26 protein-coding genes are annotated in these 23,415 nt (G+C 46.1%); 24 read left to right on the top strand and 2 right to left on the bottom strand.

All coding sequences use genetic code 11. The annotated features are described in order from the left end of the window. From R7O03_RS20885 to fliJ, 15 genes are all read left to right on the top strand, one after another. Positions 1–195 (top strand): flagellin (locus tag R7O03_RS20885; protein ID WP_031855108.1); only part of this gene is annotated, 195 nt, incomplete at its 5' end. A gap of 288 nt (positions 196–483) precedes the next feature. Further along, complete coding sequence (locus R7O03_RS20890) at positions 484–1,614, top strand: flagellin (protein WP_005380449.1); 1,131 nt, start codon at positions 484–486, stop codon at positions 1,612–1,614. A 92-nt stretch (positions 1,615–1,706) separates the two neighbouring features. After that, positions 1,707–2,141 (top strand): flagellar protein FlaG, encoded by a 435-nt coding sequence (gene flaG, locus R7O03_RS20895; protein ID WP_213880839.1) that lies wholly within the window; start codon positions 1,707–1,709, stop codon positions 2,139–2,141. A gap of 21 nt (positions 2,142–2,162) precedes the next feature. Further along, positions 2,163–4,157 carry a flagellar filament capping protein FliD gene (gene fliD / locus R7O03_RS20900; protein ID WP_154205107.1) on the top strand — a complete coding sequence of 665 codons (1,995 nt, stop codon included), beginning with the start codon at positions 2,163–2,165 and terminating at the stop codon, positions 4,155–4,157. A gap of 3 nt (positions 4,158–4,160) precedes the next feature. Then, positions 4,161–4,466 carry a flagellar protein FliT gene (locus R7O03_RS20905; protein ID WP_258481782.1) on the top strand — a complete coding sequence of 102 codons (306 nt, stop codon included), beginning with the start codon at positions 4,161–4,163 and terminating at the stop codon, positions 4,464–4,466. Positions 4,467–4,478: 12 nt separating this feature from the next. Continuing rightward, complete coding sequence (gene fliS / locus R7O03_RS20910) at positions 4,479–4,889, top strand: flagellar export chaperone FliS (protein WP_005380457.1); 411 nt, start codon at positions 4,479–4,481, stop codon at positions 4,887–4,889. Positions 4,890–5,176: 287 nt separating this feature from the next. Continuing rightward, positions 5,177–6,643 carry a sigma-54 dependent transcriptional regulator gene (locus R7O03_RS20915; RefSeq protein ID WP_005384490.1) on the top strand — a complete coding sequence of 489 codons (1,467 nt, stop codon included), beginning with the start codon at positions 5,177–5,179 and terminating at the stop codon, positions 6,641–6,643. A 200-nt stretch (positions 6,644–6,843) separates the two neighbouring features. After that, entirely contained in the window at positions 6,844–7,875 is a 1,032-nt protein-coding gene (locus R7O03_RS20920; protein WP_005380459.1) for a sensor histidine kinase, read from the top strand. Positions 7,876–7,911: 36 nt separating this feature from the next. Beyond that, positions 7,912–9,321 (top strand): sigma-54-dependent transcriptional regulator, encoded by a 1,410-nt coding sequence (locus R7O03_RS20925; RefSeq protein WP_005380460.1) that lies wholly within the window; start codon positions 7,912–7,914, stop codon positions 9,319–9,321. A gap of 122 nt (positions 9,322–9,443) precedes the next feature. Beyond that, on the top strand, positions 9,444–9,755 hold the full coding sequence (fliE, locus tag R7O03_RS20930; protein WP_005384482.1) for a flagellar hook-basal body complex protein FliE: 312 nt from the start codon (positions 9,444–9,446) through the stop codon (positions 9,753–9,755). A 14-nt stretch (positions 9,756–9,769) separates the two neighbouring features. Further along, on the top strand, positions 9,770–11,512 hold the full coding sequence (fliF, locus tag R7O03_RS20935; RefSeq protein ID WP_005380462.1) for a flagellar basal-body MS-ring/collar protein FliF: 1,743 nt from the start codon (positions 9,770–9,772) through the stop codon (positions 11,510–11,512). Beyond that, positions 11,505–12,560 (top strand): flagellar motor switch protein FliG, encoded by a 1,056-nt coding sequence (fliG, locus tag R7O03_RS20940; protein WP_005380470.1) that lies wholly within the window; start codon positions 11,505–11,507, stop codon positions 12,558–12,560. The genes fliF and fliG overlap by 8 nt, the downstream gene beginning before the upstream one ends. A 71-nt stretch (positions 12,561–12,631) precedes the next feature. Beyond that, positions 12,632–13,432: a flagellar assembly protein FliH gene (gene fliH, locus R7O03_RS20945; protein ID WP_005394317.1), complete on the top strand. Its 801-nt coding sequence runs from the start codon at positions 12,632–12,634 to the stop codon at positions 13,430–13,432. Between the two features lie 3 nt (positions 13,433–13,435). Beyond that, positions 13,436–14,755, top strand: a complete 1,320-nt coding sequence (fliI, locus tag R7O03_RS20950) for a flagellar protein export ATPase FliI (protein WP_005384474.1) — start codon at positions 13,436–13,438, stop codon at positions 14,753–14,755. Between the two features lie 6 nt (positions 14,756–14,761). Further along, complete coding sequence (gene fliJ, locus R7O03_RS20955) at positions 14,762–15,205, top strand: flagellar export protein FliJ (protein ID WP_005380474.1); 444 nt, start codon at positions 14,762–14,764, stop codon at positions 15,203–15,205. A 40-nt stretch (positions 15,206–15,245) separates the two neighbouring features. Here fliJ and R7O03_RS20960 read toward each other — a convergent pair whose 3' ends face one another. Together R7O03_RS20960 and R7O03_RS20965 are read right to left on the bottom strand one after the other, a co-directional pair. Further along, positions 15,246–15,560 carry an NIPSNAP family protein gene (locus tag R7O03_RS20960; protein ID WP_005380475.1) on the bottom strand — a complete coding sequence of 105 codons (315 nt, stop codon included), beginning with the start codon at positions 15,558–15,560 and terminating at the stop codon, positions 15,246–15,248. Positions 15,561–15,599: 39 nt separating this feature from the next. Beyond that, positions 15,600–15,743, bottom strand: coding sequence for a hypothetical protein (locus tag R7O03_RS20965; RefSeq protein ID WP_170897464.1), 144 nt, complete (start codon positions 15,741–15,743; stop codon positions 15,600–15,602). A 97-nt stretch (positions 15,744–15,840) separates the two neighbouring features. Between R7O03_RS20965 and R7O03_RS20970 the strand changes: the two genes are divergently transcribed. From R7O03_RS20970 to flhB, 9 genes are all read left to right on the top strand, one after another. After that, positions 15,841–17,694 carry a flagellar hook-length control protein FliK gene (locus R7O03_RS20970; protein ID WP_318123429.1) on the top strand — a complete coding sequence of 618 codons (1,854 nt, stop codon included), beginning with the start codon at positions 15,841–15,843 and terminating at the stop codon, positions 17,692–17,694. Positions 17,695–17,779: 85 nt separating this feature from the next. Continuing rightward, positions 17,780–18,283, top strand: coding sequence for a flagellar basal body-associated protein FliL (fliL, locus tag R7O03_RS20975; protein WP_005380477.1), 504 nt, complete (start codon positions 17,780–17,782; stop codon positions 18,281–18,283). A gap of 7 nt (positions 18,284–18,290) precedes the next feature. Continuing rightward, complete coding sequence (fliM, locus tag R7O03_RS20980) at positions 18,291–19,337, top strand: flagellar motor switch protein FliM (protein WP_005380478.1); 1,047 nt, start codon at positions 18,291–18,293, stop codon at positions 19,335–19,337. 58 nt (positions 19,338–19,395) lie between these two features. After that, positions 19,396–19,806 (top strand): flagellar motor switch protein FliN, encoded by a 411-nt coding sequence (fliN, locus tag R7O03_RS20985; RefSeq protein ID WP_005380479.1) that lies wholly within the window; start codon positions 19,396–19,398, stop codon positions 19,804–19,806. 1 nt (position 19,807) lies between these two features. Further along, entirely contained in the window at positions 19,808–20,221 is a 414-nt protein-coding gene (gene fliO, locus R7O03_RS20990; protein ID WP_005380480.1) for a flagellar biosynthetic protein FliO, read from the top strand. After that, positions 20,208–21,077 (top strand): flagellar type III secretion system pore protein FliP, encoded by an 870-nt coding sequence (gene fliP / locus R7O03_RS20995; protein WP_054577610.1) that lies wholly within the window; start codon positions 20,208–20,210, stop codon positions 21,075–21,077. The genes fliO and fliP overlap by 14 nt, the downstream gene beginning before the upstream one ends. Positions 21,078–21,101: 24 nt before the next feature. Continuing rightward, entirely contained in the window at positions 21,102–21,371 is a 270-nt protein-coding gene (gene fliQ, locus R7O03_RS21000; protein WP_005380488.1) for a flagellar biosynthesis protein FliQ, read from the top strand. An 8-nt stretch (positions 21,372–21,379) separates the two neighbouring features. Further along, complete coding sequence (gene fliR / locus R7O03_RS21005; RefSeq protein WP_005384463.1) at positions 21,380–22,162, top strand: flagellar biosynthetic protein FliR; 783 nt, start codon at positions 21,380–21,382, stop codon at positions 22,160–22,162. A 3-nt stretch (positions 22,163–22,165) separates the two neighbouring features. Then, on the top strand, positions 22,166–23,296 hold the full coding sequence (gene flhB, locus R7O03_RS21010; RefSeq protein ID WP_005380490.1) for a flagellar biosynthesis protein FlhB: 1,131 nt from the start codon (positions 22,166–22,168) through the stop codon (positions 23,294–23,296). Positions 23,297–23,415: the final 119 nt, after the last annotated feature.

Genomic DNA, 23,415 nt, shown 5'->3' on the forward strand with positions numbered 1-23,415 from the left:
CGTTTCAACCACGCAATCAGCAACTTGGACAACATTAACGAGAACGTGAATGCGTCGAAGAGCCGTATCAAAGATACTGACTTCGCGAAAGAAACGACGGCAATGACCAAGTCACAAATTCTATCGCAAGCGTCAAGCTCAATCCTTGCGCAAGCGAAACAAGCGCCAAACTCAGCGCTAAGTCTGCTAGGTTAATTTCAAACCTAAGACGAGAACCTCATTGGCTCGTGGTGAGAGATGAGCGAGTAAACCCAGCTTCGGCTGGGTTTTTTTCTGTCTTTTGGGGCCCCAGGATTTCTGCGAATCACGACATTAGAGCTTCATCACATTTCAGTAAGCCAAAGAAAATAATCGCAAAAAATTGAAAATTTCTTCTAAAGGATATTCATCGGTCGCCGTTAAAGGGACTGAGAGAAATGAGATGTACCTAAGTGAGGTGAGAGACACGACGGTACATTCACTAAAGCCTTAAGGAGATCAATTATGGCGATTAACGTTAATACTAACGTTTCTGCGATGACTGCACAGCGTTACCTAAACCAGGCAGCTGACGGTCAACAAAAATCAATGGAGCGTTTGTCTTCGGGTTATAAAATCAATAGCGCGAAAGACGATGCTGCAGGTCTACAGATTTCAAACCGTTTGAATGCACAAAGCCGTGGCCTAGACATGGCAGTGAAAAACGCAAACGACGGTATTTCTATTGCACAGGTTGCTGAAGGTGCAATGAATGAATCTACCAACATCCTACAACGTATGCGTGATCTTTCGCTTCAATCGGCGAACGGCTCTAACTCAAAAGCAGAACGTGTAGCGATCCAAGAAGAAGTAACAGCGCTAAACGACGAGCTAAACCGTATTGCTGAAACTACCTCTTTCGGTGGTAACAAGCTTCTAAACGGTACTTACGGTACTCAATCTTTCCAAATCGGTGCGGACTCAGGTGAAGCAGTGATGCTTTCTATGGGTAACCTACGCTCAGACACTTCAGCAATGGGTGGTAAGAGCTACGCAGCAGAAGAGGGTAAAGACGCATCTTGGACTGTTGGTGAGAAAACAGAGTTCAAAATGAGCTACACCAACAAGCAGGGTGAAGAGAAAGAGCTATCAATCAGCGCTAAGCAAGGCGATGATATTGAGCAGCTAGCGACATACATCAACGGTCAAAACGATGATGTAAAAGCCTCTGTTGGCGAAGATGGCAAACTACAAGTATTTGCTTCTTCTCAAAAAGTTGAAGGTGATGTTGAGTTTTCTGGCAACCTAGCAGACGAGATCGGCTTTGGTGGCCCGAAAGACGTAACAGTGAAAGACATCGATGTAACCACAGTAGCTGGCTCTCAAGAAGCAGTAGCGGTTATCGACGGTGCTCTTAAGTCCGTAGACAGCCAACGAGCTTCACTCGGTGCTTTCCAAAACCGCTTCAACCACGCAATCAGCAACCTAGACAACATTAACGAGAACGTTAACGCGTCTAAAAGCCGTATTAAAGATACTGATTACGCGAAGGAAACCACTGCGATGACTAAGTCGCAAATTCTTCAGCAAGCAAGTACTTCAATCCTGGCTCAAGCGAAGCAGTCTCCATCTGCAGCGCTAAGCTTGTTGGGCTAAGTGGTAAACCCAGCCTGAGGTCAACACCTTAGTGCTGGGGCACCAAAGCGATAGATTCTATCGTTAGCCCATAAGGTGGAAGGGAGATTGTAATGGATATATCCTCCTACGCATCGAACATCCAGCCTTACGGCACGCCAAATGGCACAAAGTTTGCAAGTAAAAATGGCAATGATATAGGCACGTCTAGCCCAGCAAATTCAAATGGTGAGATTTCGCCGCAAAAAGCGAAAAACACCGAATACGACTTCTCTGTTCAAGCTGCGATCGAGATGGCTGAAAGCCGTCAAGAACTGAACAAAGAAGAACGTGAAAAATTGGTCGCACAAATGAATGAATTTGTAACGTCCATAAACAAAGGAGTCGCATTTCGAGTGGATGAAGAATCCGGACGAGATGTGGTGACGATTTATGAAGCCAATACCGGTGACGTGATTCGTCAAATTCCTGATGAAGAAATGCTAGTGGTATTGCGTCGCCTAGCTGAGCACACAGCCAACAGCGGGTTGTTGACTGAAAAAGTGTAAGTCGTTTTTAGAGGTGATTTGATGAGTTTAGGCCCTTTGGGGATGTCTGGCGGCATGGATATTAATTCCATGGTCAGCAAAATTGTGGATGCCGAACGCGTACCAAAGCAGCAACGCATCGACAACGAACGCACGACAATTAATGCCAGTATCAGTGCTTACGGACGACTCAGAGAATCATTGGATACGATGAAAAATCTCATGGCGAACTTTCGTCAGGAGAAAGCATTTGCCGTTCGCACTGTCGAAACGACCGATGACAATATCGTATCTGCCACGGCAACCACAGATGCTATCGCTGGCAAATATGCTATCGATGTGTTGCAGCTTGCTCAGAGCCATAAAGTCGCTTCTGACGTATTGCCAGAAGACGCAAAATTTGGCCCTGGTAAGCTGCAGATTTCGCTTGGTGATGAGCGTTTTAATATCGATGTTCGTTCCCGATCTAAGCTCATCGATGTCGTACGTGGCATCAATGGCGCTAAAGATAACCCTGGCGTTCGTGCATCTCTTATTAACGACGTCGAAGGTCCACGCCTTATCCTTGCTTCTAACCTCTCTGGTAAGGATCATCAAATCAGAGTCAGTGTGGAGGCAGAAAAAGGCAACCCTCTTAAATATTTCGAATACCAAACACTTGAAGACCGCGTCAACGCGCTTGAAGAAGCTCGTTCAGCGGCGGAAGATGTCTTAGGTCCTCTTAAATTTCCGGAACAACCAGCAGAAGAGCTGGATGCAAACGGCAATCCTCTACCTCCAGAAGAGCAAAAAGCGGCAGACGATGTACAAGATGATGCATCGCAAGCGCCAATCTCTGCGGCGGGTGCAGAAGCAGCCAAAGCTGGTCAAGAAGCCATTGATGAAGCCAACCGACGCGCGAGTTTACGCCCTGAAGACAGAATTCCAGGGTGGACAGAAACTGCGTCAGGTACTTTGTTGGACTCTTATGAAGAACCAGAGCTCGAACTCGACGAAAAGGCAATAGAGAAGGCACCAGATGTACCAGGCTGGAATAATGCCGCATCGGGCACCCTAACCGATTCTTACGTTACGACGAAAGAGGCTAAGCAGCTTCTCGAGCAAGAAAAAGCGGAAATCGAGCAAAAAATTGCGAGTGAAAAGCAAGCGTTAGACGAAAAAGTGGCACGTGGTGAACTGTCCGAAGCGCAAGCTAAGCAAATTCATCGCGCTAAACTTGATCCTCAAGAACGTGAGCGTCTGGAAAAAATTGATGAAGCAGAAGCGAAAATCGCAAAGGCACAATCTGCTTTTGAAGAATACCTTGGGATGACAGAAGTACAAGCAGGGCAAGATTCAGAAGTTCTGCTTGATGGCGTGGCAAAGCTATCTAGCCACAACAATGTGATTGAAGATGCGATCGAAGGTGTTGATTTAACACTAAAAGGCAAATCAGAACCGAATAAACCGCCTGCTGAAATTGGTGTCGAGTACGACCGTCAAAGTGTACGCAACGATATCGAAAACTTTGTGGCAGCGTATAACTCGTTTTATCAAACCTCCCAAGCGTTGGCGAGTGTGGATCCGGTAACTGGTCAAAAAGGGCCGTTGTCAGGTGACAGCACCGTACGCAGTGCAGATTCACGATTAAAATCGGTTTTTTCTACTCGAATCGATAAAGCACCTGAAAACCTAAAGTCCTTAACAGAATTTGGCATTACGACCACACGTCAAGGCACACTAGAAATCAACTATGACATGCTAGACCGCCAGTTGAACAATAACTTCAACGAGTTAGAAAAGTTCTTCGGTGGCAACACAGGTTTTGCTAAACGAGTAGAAGATGCGATTCACGGTATCACAGGTATTACAGGCAGTATTCGTACTCGAGAAAAAAGTCTCACAGAACAAAATTACCGTTTGAGTGACGATCAAGCGGCATTAGATCGCCGCATGGAAAGCCTAGAGAAGCGTACTCATGCGAAGTTTACCGCGATGCAAGATGCGACCGGTAAAATGCAGGGCCAGTTGGGCGCTTTGATGAGTGCGTTGGGTTAATAAATGCAAAAAGAACTCATGGAAATTAGTGATATAGATCAACTAATTACGCAAGAATTAGAAAAAATTGATTTTAATGCTGAAGAAATTCTTCGCTTGGTCGATATCAGGGAACGGTTATTGCAAAACCTGTTACCAATTATTCATCAAAATCCTTTGGTTAAGCAGGATGCAGAGTGGCAAGCATTGCTAACTCGTACCAAAAGAATTGTCGAGCTGATGCTATCGGAAACGTCAAAGGTCGGAAAAGAGCTCCATAAGTTTCGTTATGGCCAGCGTTCACTTCAGCAGTACAAAAAATTTATTTAAAAGAGGATTACTATGCGCGGTTCTTTGCAAGCATACAAAAAGGTATCAGTCGACAGCCAGCTTAGCGCGGCTTCTCCGCACAAAGTCATTCAAATGCTTATGGCTGGTGCGATTGAGCGCCTTATTCAAGGTAAAGCAGCCATGCAAGCAGGCAATATTCCAGCAAAAGGTGAGCGCTTAGGTAAAGCGTTAGACATCATTATCGCGCTACGCAGCTGTCTATCTATGGATGACGGTGGTGATATTGCTTCAAACTTAGATTCACTGTATGAGTTTATGATCACGCAAATTTCTGCTGCTAACCATCAAAATGAGCCTCAGCTGATCGACGACGTTATCGATATTATCCGTGAGATCAAGTCCGCTTGGGACCAAATCCCAACAGAGTTTCATAATCTTACCGCTGCTGAAGTTGGTATTTAATAGTCAAAACAATGCGTTAAGATACTAGACGAATATATTTGTCAATTGCGCAACGAGTTGTGTAGCAAAGTTTCTATCAAGCTCACACCTCTCCATTGCTTGGTTGCCTTATTTTTATATTCAAATAAAATAGAAGCCATTAGTAGCCCTAATGGCTTTTTTGTTGCTGATTTTCCTATTTTGTCTATCGTAAATTGAGTGTGGTGGTTCTGCCTTCTTTAGCACCCAATTGCGCAAATCAAGGTTTGGCCGCAACGCACCTAAAATAAAGGCAATCATTCTTACTTATGCATGGTTTGGCAAAGCTGCTTGTAATTGATGATGACGCATCAAGTCGTTTAAATTTAAGCAATATATTGGAATTTGTTGGAGAAAATTGCGAAGCGGTCAGTTCTGATCAGCTCAGCGATGTTGATTGGTCTAGCGTATGGTCGTGCTGTATTGTTGGTAATATTCCAGCAGGTCAAGCGGCGAGTACGGTTATCTCTCATTTAAACAGCGCTTACCACATCCCTCTTCTAGTCATGGGCCGTTTTCCTTTGCCTGTTGATGATCTTCCAAATTTTGTTGGTGAACTAGAGCTGCCGCTTAATTACCCACAGCTTAGTGAAGCGTTACGCCACTGCAAAGATTTTCTGGGGCGAAAAGGAGTGAATGTTGTTGCTAGTGCACGCAAAAACACGCTTTTTCGCAGCTTAGTTGGTCAAAGTAGAGGTATTCAAGAAGTTCGACACCTGATTGAGCAAGTATCAAACACGGAAGCAAACGTGTTGATCTTAGGTGAGTCCGGTACGGGTAAAGAAGTTGTTGCGCGTAACATCCACTATCACTCTTCATACCGCGATGGCGCATTTGTACCTATTAACTGTGGTGCAATACCGCCTGAGCTCCTAGAAAGCGAATTATTTGGTCACGAAAAAGGCGCGTTTACTGGTGCGTTAACTGCCCGTAAAGGTCGATTTGAGCTCGCAGATGGTGGCACTATCTTTCTTGATGAGATTGGCGATATGCCAATGTCGATGCAAGTAAAGTTGCTTCGTGTATTGCAAGAACGCTGCTTTGAACGTGTAGGTGGCAATAGTACCATCAAGGTAAATGTTCGAGTTGTGGCGGCGACACACCGTAATCTAGAAAATATGATTGAAGAAGGCACGTTCCGAGAAGACTTGTTCTATCGTCTGAACGTGTTTCCAATTGAGATGCCAGCGCTGAAAGAGCGCAAACAAGATATACCATTGCTGCTGCAAGAACTGATGACACGTTTAGAGGCGGAAGGCGGACAACCTATCTGCTTTACACCTCGTGCAATCAACTCACTGATGGAGCATAACTGGCCGGGCAACGTACGCGAGTTGGCTAATCTTGTTGAGCGAATGATTATTCTGTATCCAAATAGCTTGGTGGATGTAAACCATCTACCAACCAAATATCGCTACAGTGACATCCCAGAGTTCCAACCAGAGAGCAATCCATTTGTTTCGGTGGAAGAGCAAGAGCGTGATGTATTCCAAGATATCTTCTCTGAAGATTTTAGCTTTGAAGATCAAGACGACCTTGATCACAGCATGAACGCCCCGCAAGCGCTGCCACCGGAAGGGGTTAATTTGAAAGAGCTGCTGGCTGATTTAGAAGTTAATATGATCAGCCAAGCATTAGAAGCGCAGGGTGGCGTTGTTGCAAGAGCGGCCGACATGCTGGGTATGCGACGTACTACGCTGGTGGAAAAAATGCGTAAGTACAACTTACAGCGCTAGGTAAAGTGAAGTTTTAAGACGATATCTGAATAATCACTTGGGCTGGTTAACATCGCTTTTCTGGCATCCAAAACCGTTATCTCTGAGTGTCAACTTATTGTCGATGGCTTAACGTCCTGATAAATATAAAAAAATAGCTTGGTACGCTAATTGCTTACCAAGCTATTTTAGTTTTAGCGGCGATATTTCGACAGGCAGTAATGGATAACAACACCAATCAATCCCATTTAGATTCCGTAGAGAATCAGGTTGAGCGCTACAAACAGGTGCTCGATGTGATGCCTGCTGGAGTGATTTTGCTCGATACGTACGGAGTAGTGCGTGAAGCAAATCCAGAAGCGCACCGAATTCTTGAGATTCCACTGGTTAACGAAAAATGGTTCAACGTTATCCAGGCGGTGTTTGACCCACGTGAAGATGATGGCCATGAAGTTTCCCTGCGGAATGGCCGTAAAGTTCGACTCGCCATCTCGGCGTCCACAACAGGTCAATTGATCCTGATTACCGATTTAACCGAAACCCGTTTACTTCAAGCTCGTGTCAGTGATTTACAGCGCTTATCGTCGTTAGGACGTATGGTTGCGTCGCTTGCTCACCAAGTAAGAACGCCGCTGTCGAGCGCTATGTTATATGCATCCAATTTGGGAGCGCCAAATCTTCCTCCAGCGACAAAAGATCGCTTCCAAACCAAATTAATGGATCGACTGCACGATTTGGAAAAGCAGGTTAATGATATGCTGCTTTTTGCTAAAGGTGGTGATAATAAAGTCATTAAGCCATTCACGATTGCCCAGTTGGTAGCGGAATATCAGCCGATGGTCGAAACCGCGCTAAAAAACAACAGTATTGATTACTGCCTAGAAGTGGAAGAAGAACAAACTGAGCTACTAGGCAATGCGAACGCCATTGCATCCGCATTAAGTAATCTGGTCATGAATGCGATTCAAATGTCTGGTAAAGAATCGCAAGTCGATATTTTTTTCCGCCCGGTAAATGGTGAGTTACGCATTTCTGTGCAAGACAGCGGACCGGGAGTGCCCGAAGAACTGCAAGCCAAAATCATGGAGCCATTTTTTACCACACGTTCTCAAGGAACTGGATTAGGGTTGGCAGTTGTTCAAATGGTTTGCCGTGCCCATGACGGTCGATTGGAACTTATTTCAGAGCAGGGTGATGGAGCCTGCTTCACCATGTGCATTCCGCTAGAGCGAGTGCAAACAGAAGCGCAATAAGCGGCTTTTGGTAATAACAATTTCTGGAGAATCATAATGGCGCAAAGCAAAGTGCTGATCGTAGAAGACGATGAAGGTCTTCGTGAAGCCCTAGTCGATACTCTGGCTCTGGCAGGGTATGAGTGGTTGGAAGCGGACTGTGCTGAAGATGCACTGTTAAAGCTGAAATCGAATACGGTTGATATCGTCGTTTCTGATGTGCAAATGGCGGGTATGGGTGGCTTAGCTCTGCTCAAAAGCATCAAGCAGAATTGGCCTAACTTACCAGTATTGCTAATGACGGCGTACGCCAATATTGAAGATGCCGTGTCGGCAATGAAAGACGGCGCGATTGACTACATGGCGAAACCATTTGCACCAGAAGTGTTGCTAAATATGGTCAGTCGTTATGCACCGATAAAAAGTGATGACAACGGTGACGCTATCGTTGCTGATGAGAAAAGTCTGAGCTTACTCGCGTTGGCCGATAAAGTGGCGCGTACAGATGCGAATGTTATGGTGCTAGGTCCGAGTGGCTCAGGTAAAGAAGTGATGTCGCGTTATATTCACAACGCGTCAAATCGTAAAAATGGTCCTTTTGTCGCAATTAACTGTGCCGCGATTCCTGACAATATGCTCGAAGCAACACTGTTTGGCTATGAAAAGGGCGCATTTACTGGTGCTGTTCAGGCATGCCCAGGAAAGTTTGAACAAGCGCAAGGTGGCACAATCTTGCTTGATGAAATCAGCGAAATGGATTTGAACCTGCAAGCGAAGTTGTTGCGTGTTTTGCAAGAGCGAGAAGTAGAGCGCCTTGGCAGTCGCAAAAGCATCAAGTTAGATGTTCGTGTGTTAGCGACGAGTAACCGTGATCTTAAGCAATACGTGTCAGAAGGAAACTTCAGAGAGGACTTATATTACCGCCTGAATGTATTCCCAATTGCGTGGCCTGCACTTAAAGAACGTAAAGGCGATATTGCACCGCTTGCCAAGCATCTTGCTGAGCGTCATTGCAGCAAAATGGGCATGCCAGTGCCTCAATTCTCGACCGTTGCGTTAGAAAAACTATTGCAATACCCTTGGCCGGGTAATGTTCGTGAATTGGATAACGTGGTTCAACGAGCGCTGATATTAAGTGAAAATGGCGACATCGATGCAGAGCACATTTTGCTTGAGGGCGTAGATTGGCAAGATGCCAATAGCTTGCAACACGTGGTGCAAAATGCAGATATGGTCGTGCCCAATGTTAAGCCAGTTGCTCAAGCTGAGAGTGTCAGCCGCCCAGTAACTGGTGGAGAAGGCTTAGGCAGCGAGCTGCGCGATCAAGAATACGCCATTATTTTGGAGACTTTGGTTGAGTGTAATGGTCGACGCAAAGAAATGGCGGAGAAACTGGGTATAAGCCCTCGAACCTTGCGCTATAAGCTTGCCAAAATGCGTGATGCTGGTATAGATATCCCGAATTAACACAGACAACGGCCATAAGACAAAAAGTGTAAGTAAATTGATTACTAATGTCTTATGGCACGTTAATTGCTGTGTCAATAATCAGTTTTGTTAATAGTCAATCTTTTGGCTTAGAGGTGCTAATGAAAATTGATGGTATTCAGGCAGAAATGCGCGCCATGATGGTAGAAGCAACCAATACGGCTCCTACTGCAAGTGGGGCGAAAGTTGGAGCAGATTTTAACGATCTCCTAACTAAAGCCATCAATAACGTGAACACACTTCAAAAAGCATCTGGTGATTTACAAACCCGTTTTGATCGTGGTGATGCCGATGTATCCCTTTCTGACGTTATGATCGCTCGTAACAAGTCTAGTGTCGCTTTTGATGCGACGGTTCAAATTCGCAATAAACTCGTTGAGGCATATAAAGACCTCATGAACATGCCAGTGTAATTTAGGTAATAAGTGTGGCAGACAAGTCTACAGATTTAACCGTCACTGAAGGCGGCTCAGATGGTGCACTGGTAGCAAGTTCCGATGTGGATGTGGAGAGTCAAAATCCAGATCTAGAGGAGCGCAGTGCGTCAAAATTCGATATGGCAGTGGGCGACCTCGATTTACTTCGTCAGGTTGTGCTTGTGCTGTCGATATCCATCTGTGTTGCATTGATCGTGATGCTGTTCTTTTGGGTCAAAGAACCGGAGATGCGCCCACTTGGTGCGTACGAGACCGAAGAATTGATCCCCGTTCTGGATTATCTGGACCAGCAGAAAATCAATTATAAGCTTGATGGCAATACTGTTTCTGTTGAATCGAGTGAGTACAACTCGATCAAACTTGGCATGGTTCGTTCCGGCGTTAACCAAGCTACAGAAGCAGGCGATGATATTTTGCTGCAAGACATGGGTTTTGGTGTTTCACAACGTCTCGAGCAAGAGCGTCTCAAACTCAGTCGAGAGCGCCAATTGGCTCAAGCGATTGAAGAAATGAAGCAAGTTCGCAAAGCACGAGTGTTATTGGCACTGCCAAAGCACAGCGTGTTTGTGCGTCATAACCAAGAAGCGTCTGCGTCGGTATTTTTGACATTGTCGACAGGCACGAACCTTAAGCAACAAGAAGTCGATTCTATTGTCGACATGGTAGCGAGTGCCGTGCCGGGAATGAAAACTTCTCGAATTACCGTCACAGATCAGCATGGCCGCTTACTCAGCTCAGGCTCCCAAGATCCTGCTTCTGCGGCGCGACGCAAAGAACAAGAATTAGAACGCAGCCAAGAGCAAGCGCTGCGCGAAAAAATTGATTCCGTACTATTACCCATTTTAGGTTATGGCAACTATACGGCGCAGGTTGATATCCAAATGGACTTCAGTGCGGTTGAACAAACCCGCAAACGCTTTGATCCAAATACCCCTGCGACCCGCAGTGAGTACGCACTCGAAGATTACAATAACGGTAACATGGTAGCGGGTATTCCGGGTGCGTTGAGTAATCAGCCTCCAGCGGATGCCTCTATTCCGCAAGATGTGGCTCAAATGAAAGATGGTTCTGTCATGGGGCAGGGGTCAGTTCGTAAAGAGTCCACGCGTAACTTTGAGCTAGATACCACCATCAGCCACGAGCGAAAGCAGACCGGGACGGTGGCTCGTCAGACCGTTTCTGTTGCGATTAAAGACCGTCGTCAAGTTAATCCTGATACGGGTGAAGTGACTTATACCCCAATGTCTGAATCTGAAATCAATGCCATTCGCCAAGTATTAATTGGTACCGTTGGCTTTGATCAAGGCCGTGGCGATTTGCTGAATGTATTGAGTGTAAAGTTTGCTGAGCCAGAGGCTGAGCAGCTAGAAGAACCACCAATTTGGGAGCACCCTAACTTCAGTGATTGGGTTCGTTGGTTCGCAAGTGCATTAGTGATTATTGTGGTTGTGTTGGTTCTGGTTCGCCCAGCAATGAAGAAATTGCTTAACCCTACCAGCGATGATGAAGACGAAATGTACGGACCAGACGGCTTGCCGATTGGTGCGGATGGTGAAACTAGCTTGATTGGCAGTGACATCGAAAGCAGCGAACTGTTCGAGTTTGGCTCAAGTATTGATTTGCCAAACCTTCATAAAGATGAAGATGTATTGAAAGCGGTTCGCGCTCTGGTTGCGAATGAACCTGAACTGGCTGCTCAAGTAGTGAAAAACTGGATGAATGACAATGGCTAACGATATCGTACCTCAAGATGATAACGCTGCGGGAATGCCAGTAGAGCTGGATGTTTCAACCATTACTGGCGAAGAAAAAGCGGCAATTTTGCTACTGAGCCTTAATGAACAAGATGCAGCTGGCATTATCCGTCACCTAGAACCAAAACAGGTTCAGCGTGTTGGTAGTGCGATGGCTCGCGCGAAGGATCTCAGCCAAGACAAGGTATCTGCTGTTCATCGTGCGTTTTTGGAGGATATCCAGAAATACACCAACATTGGTATGGGCAGCGAAGACTTTATGCGTAATGCACTGGTTGCCGCTCTTGGTGAAGACAAAGCCAACAACTTAGTTGACCAGATCCTACTTGGTACGGGCTCAAAAGGCTTGGATTCTTTGAAATGGATGGACCCACGCCAAGTGGCGAGCATTATTGTCAATGAACACCCACAGATTCAAACTATCGTATTGTCTTATTTAGAAGCAGACCAATCTGCAGAGATTTTGTCTCAGTTCCCTGAGCGCGTGCGTTTGGATCTGATGATGCGTATTGCCAACCTTGAAGAAGTTCAGCCATCAGCATTGGCAGAGCTGAACGAAATCATGGAGAAACAGTTCGCGGGTCAAGCGGGTGCACAAGCAGCCAAAATTGGCGGCCTGAAAGCAGCAGCGGAGATCATGAACTACCTAGACAACAACGTCGAAGGTTTGTTGATGGAACAAATTCGCGATCAGGACGAAGACATGGCGACGCAAATCCAAGACCTAATGTTTGTCTTCGAAAACTTAGTCGAGGTGGACGACCAAGGTATTCAGAAGTTGCTGCGTGACGTACCACAAGACGTGTTGCAAAAAGCACTCAAAGGTGCAGATGACTCGTTACGTGAGAAAGTCTTTAAGAACATGTCTAAACGTGCTGCTGATATGATGCGTGATGACATAGAAGCGATGCCGCCAGTACGAGTGGCAGATGTAGAAGCCGCTCAGAAAGAAATCTTAGCAATTGCTCGTCGAATGGCGGATGCTGGTGAGCTCATGTTGTCTGGCGGTGCTGACGAATTCTTATAATTTCTATTGCTTCGCAATTATCCTATTGCGGAGCACCCTCACTTCTTAATCGAACACACAATAGGTAACCCATGGCTGGCGATAGAAAACGTGGATTTATCCGTCCTGATGAAGATGATTCGATGATCGAACCTCAACGTTGGGGGCTGCCTGATTATGGCGAGCCTAAAGCCAAACAAGCAAAACAAACCGCGTTCAACTATGACCCGGGATGGGTGCCGAATTTTGATGAGCCTGAAGAAGAGCAGCCACTTGCGCTAACCGAAGAACAAATTGAACTGATTAAGCAAGGTGCTTATCAAGAAGGCTTACATCAAGGTCAGGAAGCTGGCTTTAAGCAAGGTTACGACAAAGGTAAAGAAGAAGGGTTGCAAGCCGGCCATGCTGAAGGTCTCGAGCTCGGAAAAGCTGAAGGGGTAACTGCAGGGCAAGAATACATTCAGCAGCAAGTTGAAACTTTTATGAACTTGGCCAATCAGTTTGCTCAACCTTTGGAGTTGATGAATGCTCAGGTTGAAAAGCAGCTGGTGGATATGGTGCTCTGTTTAGTTAAAGAAGTGGTGCACGTTGAAGTACAAACCAACCCTCAAATTATTTTAGATACAGTGAAACAGTCGGTTGAAGCGCTACCAATATCAGGCCACCCTATTACCTTGCACCTGAATCCAGAAGATGTCGCGATTATTCGTTCAGCTTATGGTGAAGAAGACCTTAATTGTCGCAACTGGACGTTAGTTGCTGAGCCATCGCTAAATCGAGGTGACGTCCAGATTGAAGCCGGTGAATCAAGCATTAATTATCGCATGGAAGAACGCGTCAAAAGCGTATTGCACAGCTTTTGTGGCGCAAACCGTCATCAAGAGGGTGAGTAATCCATGCAAGCACTCGCTGACCGCTTAAAAAGCTACAAAGTTGAAGGCCTTACGACGCGCCCTGTCGCCTCTGGCAAACTGGTGCGTGTGGTTGGGTTAACGTTGGAAGCAACCGGCTGTCGCGCACCAATTGGCAGTTTATGCTTAGTGGAAACCATGTCAGGTCAGATGGAAGCCGAGGTTGTCGGCTTTTCAGGTGACAACCTATTTTTAATGCCAAGCGAACAAATTACGGGCATTTTACCTGGCGCGAGAGTCACCCCTTTAACCAGTGACGCTGGTTTGCCTGTCGGCATGGAGTTACTTGGGCGCGTTATAGACGGGGTTGGGAATCCACTTGATGGACTTGGCCCTTTGTATACCGATCACCGTGCCTCTTTTAATGCCGAACCAATCAACCCATTGGCTCGAAAGCCAATTTCTGAACCGCTCGATGTTGGCCTAAAAGCTATCAATGGTTTGTTGACGGTCGGTAAAGGTCAGCGTATCGGTCTGTTTGCAGGTTCTGGTGTGGGTAAATCGGTCACGCTTGGCATGATGACGCGAGGTACCACCGCACAGGTTGTGGTCGTCGGCCTGATAGGTGAGCGTGGACGTGAAGTTAAAGAATTCATCGAAGAGATCTTGGGTGAGGACGGTCGTCGCCGCTCAGTGGTGGTCGCGGCGCCTGCCGATGCTTCACCTCTAATGCGCTTAAAGGGGTGCCAAACGGCATTAACGATTGCTGAATACTTCCGGGACCAAGGGTTAGATGTTCTGCTATTGATGGACTCGTTGACTCGTTTTGCACAAGCACAGCGTGAAATCGCACTTTCTGTTGGTGAGCCGCCAGCGACGAAAGGCTACCCGCCTTCTGTATTTGCCAAGCTGCCAGCGCTGGTTGAGCGAGCGGGTAATGGAAGTGCCGAACAAGGCTCGATTACGGCGTTCTTTACCGTGTTGACCGAAGGGGATGATTTGCAAGATCCGATAGCGGACGCATCGCGAGCCATTCTTGATGGCCATATTGTACTTTCTCGTGAAATGGCGGATGCAGGCCATTATCCGGCGATTGATGTCGAGAAGTCGGTGAGCCGTGTTATGCCGCAAATCACGACCGAAGAGCACGTTCTGATGTCAAAAGCGGTGCGACAGGTCTTGTCTATTTGTCGCAAGAATCAAGATTTGGTCTCGATTGGAGCGTACAAACCGGGTACCGATCCTGCTATTGATGGCGCATTTACTTTGAAACCGAAGTTAGACGAATACTTGCAGCAGAGCATGAAAGAATCGGTGCCATACGATATGTGCGTCAATATGCTTAGAAACATTTTGGGTGGGTGATAGCGCATGAATAATGCGATGGAGTTTCTACTTGAGCAAACTAAGGATCGTGAAGACCAAGCTGTGCTTGCACTGAACAAAGCGCGTTCTGAACTCGAAGATTATTACCGTCAGGTTGAACAAATTGAAAAGTATCGGCTTGATTATTGCCAGCAGCTCGTCGACCGTGGTCAGGCGGGCCTAACGGCAAGTCAATATGGACACTTAAATCGATTCCTTACCCAGCTAGATGAAACTTTATCTAAGCAAAAGCAAGCAGAAAGTCATTTCAAAGAGCAGGTTGAAAACTGTAAAGAATATTGGTTAACCGTGCGTAAAGAACGCAAATCCTATGAGTGGATGATAGACAAACGCGAAAAAGAGAAACAACTTGCTGAAGCTAAGCGCGAACAAAAGCAAATGGACGAGTTTTCCACCTTACTTTACAGTCGAAAACCACATCGTTTCTAAAGGTTATCGGTTCGATATTGCATTACGGTGTTGCAGCTGACTACATCTCTACCGATTCAAGTAAGGTAACTTTGATTGAGTCTTGTTCAATTAACTCAAACACCTTCGGTCGAATCTCGCGAACCCACCACTCGTTGTATGTTTTTTCGTAGAGAGCCTGGCGTGCTTGTTCATTGTCGAACTCTCTAAGCCAAACAAAATAGTCATGTCCATCATCACCAGTGTGGACGTAAGTATTCAGTACACGCATGCCTTGTGAGCGTTGATAGGGCAACAGTTCTTCCTTCATCCAACTTAGCCACTGTTCTGTTTTGCCTGCTCTGATTCTATATTGGCGTAATTCTGTGATCTTCAAAGTGATTCCTTAATTGTTAAGCCAAGTGTCTGTTTACGCTTATCGTTTTTCAAAGTCAATCAAGTAGCTGTACATCATGTTAGGAACCAGGTTATCGGATAGTACTGTTGATGTTTGTTCCATAAACATGCCATCTATTAGCTTGCCGAGAATTGGCTCAATATTGTGGTGTGATTTTTGCATTTTAGCTGTCAGTATCGGGTCTTTTTGACCTTTGTTTGCCGCCAGTATTGCTGCCTGTCAGCGATACGCTCAGAGCCACGAGAACGAGAGTTTCTAAATGAGTGTGAATTTGTCCCATGTATCTGCGACTACCAAGACGCCAGTTTCTGATGTGTCCGCTAAAGCGTCCGCAGAGAGCACTGAAAGCAAGGGATTTTTAGAAACGTTAACCGATGCGTTTGCTGGTAAACAAAAGCCCGAAAAAGTAGCAACAGAATCGACAGTGGTTGAAGAAAAAGAAAGAGCGGATGTAGGCAGTACTTCTTCTGCTAACGTCTCGGACGAATGGTTGGCGCAAGAAAGCCAAGAATCCGTCAGTGACAGGACCCATGATTTTGATGAAATATCAGCAAACAAACCGAATGCAACCTTAAGTGAAGAAGTAAGTTTACAAAAGGCGAGTAACAGCACACCTTTGGAGCATGATGTTGAAGCTACTGAAAAAGTGAAATCAACATCAATTGATACGAGTAACCCATCAAATACAATGGACGTAAAAAGCACGATGGGCGAAGGACAGCAGCTTCTTGGTCGAATTGAACAAGCGAATCAAACCCTGAATGCGAGTAATGCATCCATCGATAGTGGCAAAGTTTTGCCTCAGAGAGCGAATTTAGTGCACTCGTTCCACGAGCAAGCAACCGTTTCGACACACCGTGATGAGCTGGCTTTGAATGAAACGCCATCAGTTCATTCGCTTGAACAAGCACAGATGATCCCAGGACAAGACTTAGAGCCAATTTTAGATAAGAATGGTCAACCTATCGATGTCGACAAACTCTCGTCTGAGTTTGCTGCTTGGCAAGAGCTAGCGAAACAAGCCAGCCATCCGACGACTAAGAGCGCAGTCAGTGGTGAAGTAGCTAATGAGCTGTCGCCGTTGTTAACAGACGTTGATGGTTCCAACATCGACGCGCTTCCACGAGTCTCCTTGGATGAACTTGAAGTTATAGATACCAAGTTGGCGCAAGGAAAACCACTGACTCAGCAAGAAGCTCAGATCATTGAAGGGTTGAAACAAGGAAGGATCACGGCGGATATTCCTGAGCAAGACCTTGCCCAATTTGTTGCGCTCCCTAATGACATTAAACAGATTCTCGCAGAGCAACAAGTACAACATAATTTAACTCGCCAGGCTGGAGCTATGGCAGTGTCTCAGCAAATCCAGCATGCAGCGGCTCAAGCCCTCCAGTCTCAAGCTGCTCATAGTGGAGATAAAGTCGCATTATCTCCAACGCCCGATATGTTGATAGCCGCCCAAGTGCCGACGTCGCTTCAAGGTGTGAAAGACGGAGAGATTAGCCAGAAAGTGATGAACGCAGCATTGGCGACTGGTGCGCTAAAGGCGACTGCGGATAGACAAGATAAGCCGGACCTCCAACACGGCTTCGCTGGACAGCTTCAGGCTATGGCAGGTCAGCAAGGAATTAATGTGCAGCAACAAGCGCGTATTGATGCTGCACAACAAGCTCAGCTTCCGTTGCAACTAACTAAAGAGCTAGCCAACGAGCAAGTTGCGGAAAAAGTGCAAATGATGATGTCGAAGAATCTGAAAAATCTCGATATTCGTCTTGATCCACCAGAGTTAGGTCGTATGCAAATTCGTATGACCATGAATAATGACGTTGCCAATGTACATTTTACAGTGAACAACCCGCAAGCTCGTGACATTATTGAACAGACGCTCCCTCGTTTGAGAGAAATGCTAGCACAACAAGGTATGCAGCTGGCTGATTCTTCCGTCCAGCAACAAAACAGCGGGCAACAGCAAGGTAGGTATACTGCTGAACAACATGGTCAAAGCGCGCAAAGTGGCGGTTTTTCTGGACAGTCCGAAGAGGGTTTTGAATCTGATGTCAATCTGGATTTGAATGTCGCTTCAAAGCGTGATGGAATTAGTTTTTACGCATAAAAGGCCGTTTAACGGCAATGGAATATGGTTACCAAGCAACTCACTAAAACGTCTTGGTAACTCAAAAGAACAATAAGAGACAAGAATGGCAGAAGAACAGTTACAAGGGGCCGATGCGCCGAAAGGAAAAAGCAAGTTACTTATCATCATCATCGCTGTTGTAGTATTACTACTTGGTGGCGGGGCAGCGGCATTTTTTCTAATGGGCTCTGATGAACCTGCTCAGGCTGAATCGTCTCAACAGGCTCAAGTGAAGGCATCGGATGCTGCGCCCATCGCGTATGTGAATCTTCCTCAGGCATTTGTATTTAACGTTACTGGGGATAGCCGCGATAGGTTGGTTCAAATTAAAGCGCAGTTAATGGTTCGCGGTGCAGAAAATGAAGAGTTGGCGCGGTATCATTCGCCACTGATTGAAAGCTCTATGCTATCAACGTTTGCTTCCGCGACGGTTGATCAATTGCGCTCTCCTACAGGACGAGTGGAATTGCGCGATCGTGCTTCCGAAGATATCAAAGCAGCGCTGAATGCTGCGGTCGGTAAGCCAGTGATTGAAAAAGTACTGTTTACAGATTTTGTTATTCAATAGGTAAAACGTGACCGATCTATTAAGCCAAGACGAAATTGATGCGCTATTGCATGGGGTTGACGATGTTGATGACGTCGATGAACCGATAGAAAACGACACTGAGGGTGCCGTCAATTTTGATTTCTCGTCGCAAGACAGAATCGTACGTGGTCGAATGCCGACGCTCGAACTTATCAACGAGCGCTTTGCACGGCACATGCGTATTAGTCTGTTTAATATGCTGCGTAAAACGGCAGAGGTGTCGATCAATGGCGTGCAGATGATGAAGTTTGGTGAATACCAGAACACATTGTACGTGCCAACCAGTTTGAACATGGTGCGTTTTCGTCCGTTAAAAGGCACTGCGTTGATCACCATGGAGGCTCGTTTAGTCTTTATTCTGGTAGAAAACTTCTTTGGCGGTGATGGTCGATTCCACGCCAAAATCGAAGGCCGCGAATTTACCCCAACGGAACGCCGCATCATTCAGTTGTTACTGAAAATTGTATTTGAAGATTATAAAGAAGCGTGGTCGCCAGTGATGGGGGTAGAGTTCGAATATCTCGACTCTGAAGTAAACCCAAGCATGGCAAACATTGTCAGCCCGACAGAAGTGATTGTCGTGAGTTCATTCCATATAGAAGTTGACGGCGGTGGCGGCGATTTTCATGTCGTTATGCCTTACTCCATGGTTGAGCCTATCCGTGAACTATTGGATGCAGGTGTTCAGTCCGACAAGATGGAAACGGACGTTCGCTGGAGCTCAGCACTACGTGAAGAGATCATGGATTGTCCGGTTAACTTCCGTGTGAACTTGCTCGAAAAAGACATTTCTTTGCGTGATCTCATGGAGCTGCAACCGGGCGATATCATCCCGATTGAAATGCCAGAACATGCGACGATGTTTGTAGAAGACCTACCGACCTATCGCGTAAAAATGGGTCGTTCGGAAGATAAATTAGCGGTGCAAATTTCTGAGGAAATTGAGCGCCCACATGTCGTCAAAACAGATTTAGCTTTCTTAGGTAAAGACATCATGTCCGAGCTTGAGAGTGAAGACGATATAGACCATTAAGATACCTTATTAAACAGACATGCTATGGCATGAGTAAGGCGTAACACAGGATAGAAAAATGGAACCAAGTGACGATCAAAAGCTAGCAGACGAATGGGCAGCCGCTCTTGGCGAAGACCCGTCTGCCCCTTCTGTAGACGTAGATGAAGTATTGGCTGCGCCACTGGAAGAGCTAAAAGACACTTCAAGCCCAATTAGCGAAGATGAGCGTCGTAAACTCGACACTATTATGGATATCCCGGTGACGATTTCGATGGAAGTCGGTCGTTCTCAAATTAGCATTCGGAACCTGTTGCAGCTTAACCAAGGTTCGGTTGTTGAATTGGATCGTCTAGCCGGTGAGTCGCTCGACGTATTGGTTAACGGTACTTTGATTGCTCACGGCGAAGTCGTGGTCGTCAACGATAAGTTTGGTATCCGTTTGACGGATGTGATCAGCCAAACTGAACGAATTAAGAAGCTGCGTTAAGATGAGTCGTTCAATCAAAATGCGATTGAAGCAAATCACTGGAGCACTGAGCTTAATGCTAAGTGCTCCTTATGCATTTGCTGCCGCACCAAATAATCTGGATCTTGCGACGACACTTGGCTCGCTTGTGCTTGTAATCGGCGTGATTCTTTTGCTGGCTTGGTTGCTGAAACGTATGCAAGTTCCAGCGATGGGACAACAAAAGGGCTTGCGTATAGTGAGTCAGTTGCCAGTGGGTACAAAAGAAAGAATCGCAGTAGTTCAAGTGGGTGAAGAACAGTTTTTGGTTGGGATTACTAGCCAATCGATCCAAACTTTAGCCAAGTTAGATAAGCCACTGAAAGAGGAAGAGTTGGCGACCAATGCTTTTGCGACTCAATTTAGCCAGCTGATCAAAAAACATGACAAAGGGTAATCCAATTCGTTTGCTCCTGAGTACGTTGTTACTTTTTGTCGGCGTGCTGTTTTCTTCATTTACCTTTGCTGAAGCAGAGGGGTCAGCGCTGCCAGATAACTTAGCCGATGGAAGTGGTGTTACAGTTCAGGCTATGCAAAGTGATACTGGTGCTAGCCGTGCTATGTCCGTTTCTAGTGGCGGTGGTATTCCAGCATTCACCATGACCACGAACCCTGATGGCAGTGAAGACTACTCGGTTACACTACAAATTTTAGCGTTAATGACCATGCTTGGCTTCTTGCCTGCCATGGTGATTCTGATGACCTCGTTCACTCGAATTGTGGTGGTGATGTCGATATTGCGTCAGGCAATGGGTTTGCAACAAACGCCTTCTAATCAGGTTATTATTGGTATTGCGCTGTTTTTGACCTTTTTTGTTATGTCTCCTGTCCTGAACGAAATCAACGACAAAGCTGTTCAGCCTTATTTGAACGAGCAAGTTACGGCGCGAGAAGCGTTTGATGCAGCACAAGCGCCAATGAAAGCATTTATGCTTAAGCAGACCCGAATCAAAGATTTGGAGACGTTCGTAACCATGTCAGGAGAGCAAGTCGAGAATCCAGAAGATGTGTCGATGGCGGTGTTGATTCCGGCTTTTATCACCTCAGAGCTAAAAACTGCATTCCAAATTGGCTTTATGCTCTTCTTACCGTTTTTGATTATTGACCTTGTAGTCGCTTCGGTACTGATGGCAATGGGTATGATGATGTTGTCACCAATGATTGTTTCGTTGCCGTTCAAGTTGATGTTGTTCGTATTGGTCGATGGTTGGAACTTGATACTCTCGACACTTGCGGGCAGCTTTGCCCTTTAGATAAGCGCAGATAGAGGATAAGACATGACACCAGAAATGTTTGTCGAGCTTTTCCGTGAAGCACTTTGGATGGTGCTTATCATGGTCTGCGCTATTATCATCCCAAGCTTGCTTATCGGCCTTGTAGTCGCGATCTTTCAAGCTGCGACATCCATCAACGAACAAACATTGAGCTTCTTACCGCGTTTGATTGTCACGCTTTTGGCCCTGATGCTGTTTGGGCATTGGATGACGCAAATGTTGATGGAATATTTCTATGGCTTGATTGAACGCTTACCTCAGGTGCTTTATTAGAGGCGCCTATGGAGTACCCCACTAGCGTTGTCTTAGATTGGATCGCAAACTACTTCTGGCCCTATGTTCGTATCTCATCCATGTTGATGGTGATGACAGTAACCGGGGCCCGATTTGTTTCGCCAAGAATCCGCCTTTACCTCGGTTTAGCCATCACTTTCGCTGTCATGCCAGCCATCCCCGCCGTACCTCAGGACATTGAGCTACTCTCGTTTCGTGGCTTCATGACCATTGCCGAGCAAATGATCATCGGCATAGCGATGGGTATGGTTACTCAATTTATGATTCAAACCTTTGTCCTGCTGGGTCAAATATTGGGTATGCAATCAAGTTTGGGCTTTGCTTCTATGGTTGATCCTGCAAATGGTCAGAACACGCCATTGCTTGGTCAGTTATTCATGTTCTTAACGACAATGTTTTTTCTTGCCACCGATGGACACTTAAAAATGCTGCAATTGGTGGTGTTCAGTTTTAAAACTTTGCCGATTGGCTCCGGCTCGCTCAACGCGGTTGATTTCCGTGAAATGGCAGGCTGGCTTGGTATTATGTTCCAAACGGCATTGAGTATGTCTCTATCCGGCATTATTGCACTACTGACCATTAACTTGTCGTTTGGTGTAATGACCCGTGCCGCACCACAGCTGAATATCTTCTCGCTTGGTTTTGCTTTTGCTTTGATGGTGGGTCTATTACTTTGTTGGTACATACTGGCTGGTCTATACAGTCATTATGAAATGTTCTGGACAGTGGGTGAGGCGCAGATTTGTCGGCTTATTCGCTTGGAGTGCTAAGATTTGGCAGAATCAGACGGTCAGGAACGCACCGAAGAAGCCACGCCCCGACGGTTACAACAAGCCAGAGAAAAGGGGCAGGTCGCTCGATCTAAAGAGCTCGCATCAGCATCTGTGCTGATCGTTGGCGCCATTTCATTGATGTGGTTTGGCGAGGCGTTAGCACGTTCATTGTTTTCCATCATGAGCCGTTTATTTGATCTTCAACGAGAAGAGATTTTCGATACTGCAAAACTGTTTGATATCGCTTTGGGCGCGATGAGTGATTTGTTGTTCCCACTATTTTTGGTGTTAGCGACATTGTTTACCGCCGCCATGATTGGAGCAGCAGGTGTGGGAGGAATCAGTTTTTCTGCCCAAGCGGCCATGCCCAAGCTGTCGAAAATGAATCCGCTTAGCGGTTTAAAGCGAATGGTTGGCATGCAAAGCTGGGTAGAGTTGATCAAATCAATCCTTAAAGTGGTTCTGGTCACTGGTGTCGCCATCTATTTGATCCAAGCATCGCAGGCCGATCTGATTCAATTGAGTATGGATGTGTATCCGCAAAACATCTTCCATGCTTTAGATATTTTGCTGAACTTTATTTTGCTGATCAGTTGCTCGCTATTGATTGTGGTTGCCATCGATATTCCATTTCAAATTTGGCAGCACGCCGATCAGTTAAAAATGACCAAGCAAGAAGTCAAAGACGAATACAAAGAGACTGAAGGTAAGCCGGAAGTGAAAGGCCGTATTCGTATGTTGCAAAGGGAAGCGGCTCAACGTCGAATGATGGCGGATGTTCCTCAAGCTGATGTTATTGTTACTAACCCAGAGCACTTCTCGGTAGCGCTTCGTTATAAACAGAAGACAGACCGTGCGCCAGTCGTGATCGCTAAAGGTACTGACCACATGGCGATGAAGATTCGAGAAGTCGCCCGCGAACACGACATTACGATTGTGCCCGCACCACCTTTGGCTCGTGCGTTGTACCACACGACAGAGCTCGAGCAAGAGATCCCCGATGGGTTATTTACTGCCGTCGCTCAGGTTTTGGCATTTGTATTCCAATTGAAGCAATACCGAAAACGAGGTGGACAGCGTCCCAAAATTCAAGATTATGATTTGCCAATCCCACCCGAACACCGCCATTGATACGAAAAGCGGTAAAGCCTTAAAAAAGCTCGTTTGATCAAAAGCTAAGCTCTATTTGAGTGTTTAGTCATTATTTTGGCGCTAATTATGGTACATAGATTGCTTAAAACGCTTTAATT

This window comes from Vibrio sp. Vb2960, from assembly GCF_033337665.1.
Lineage (GTDB): Bacteria > Pseudomonadota > Gammaproteobacteria > Enterobacterales > Vibrionaceae > Vibrio > Vibrio alginolyticus.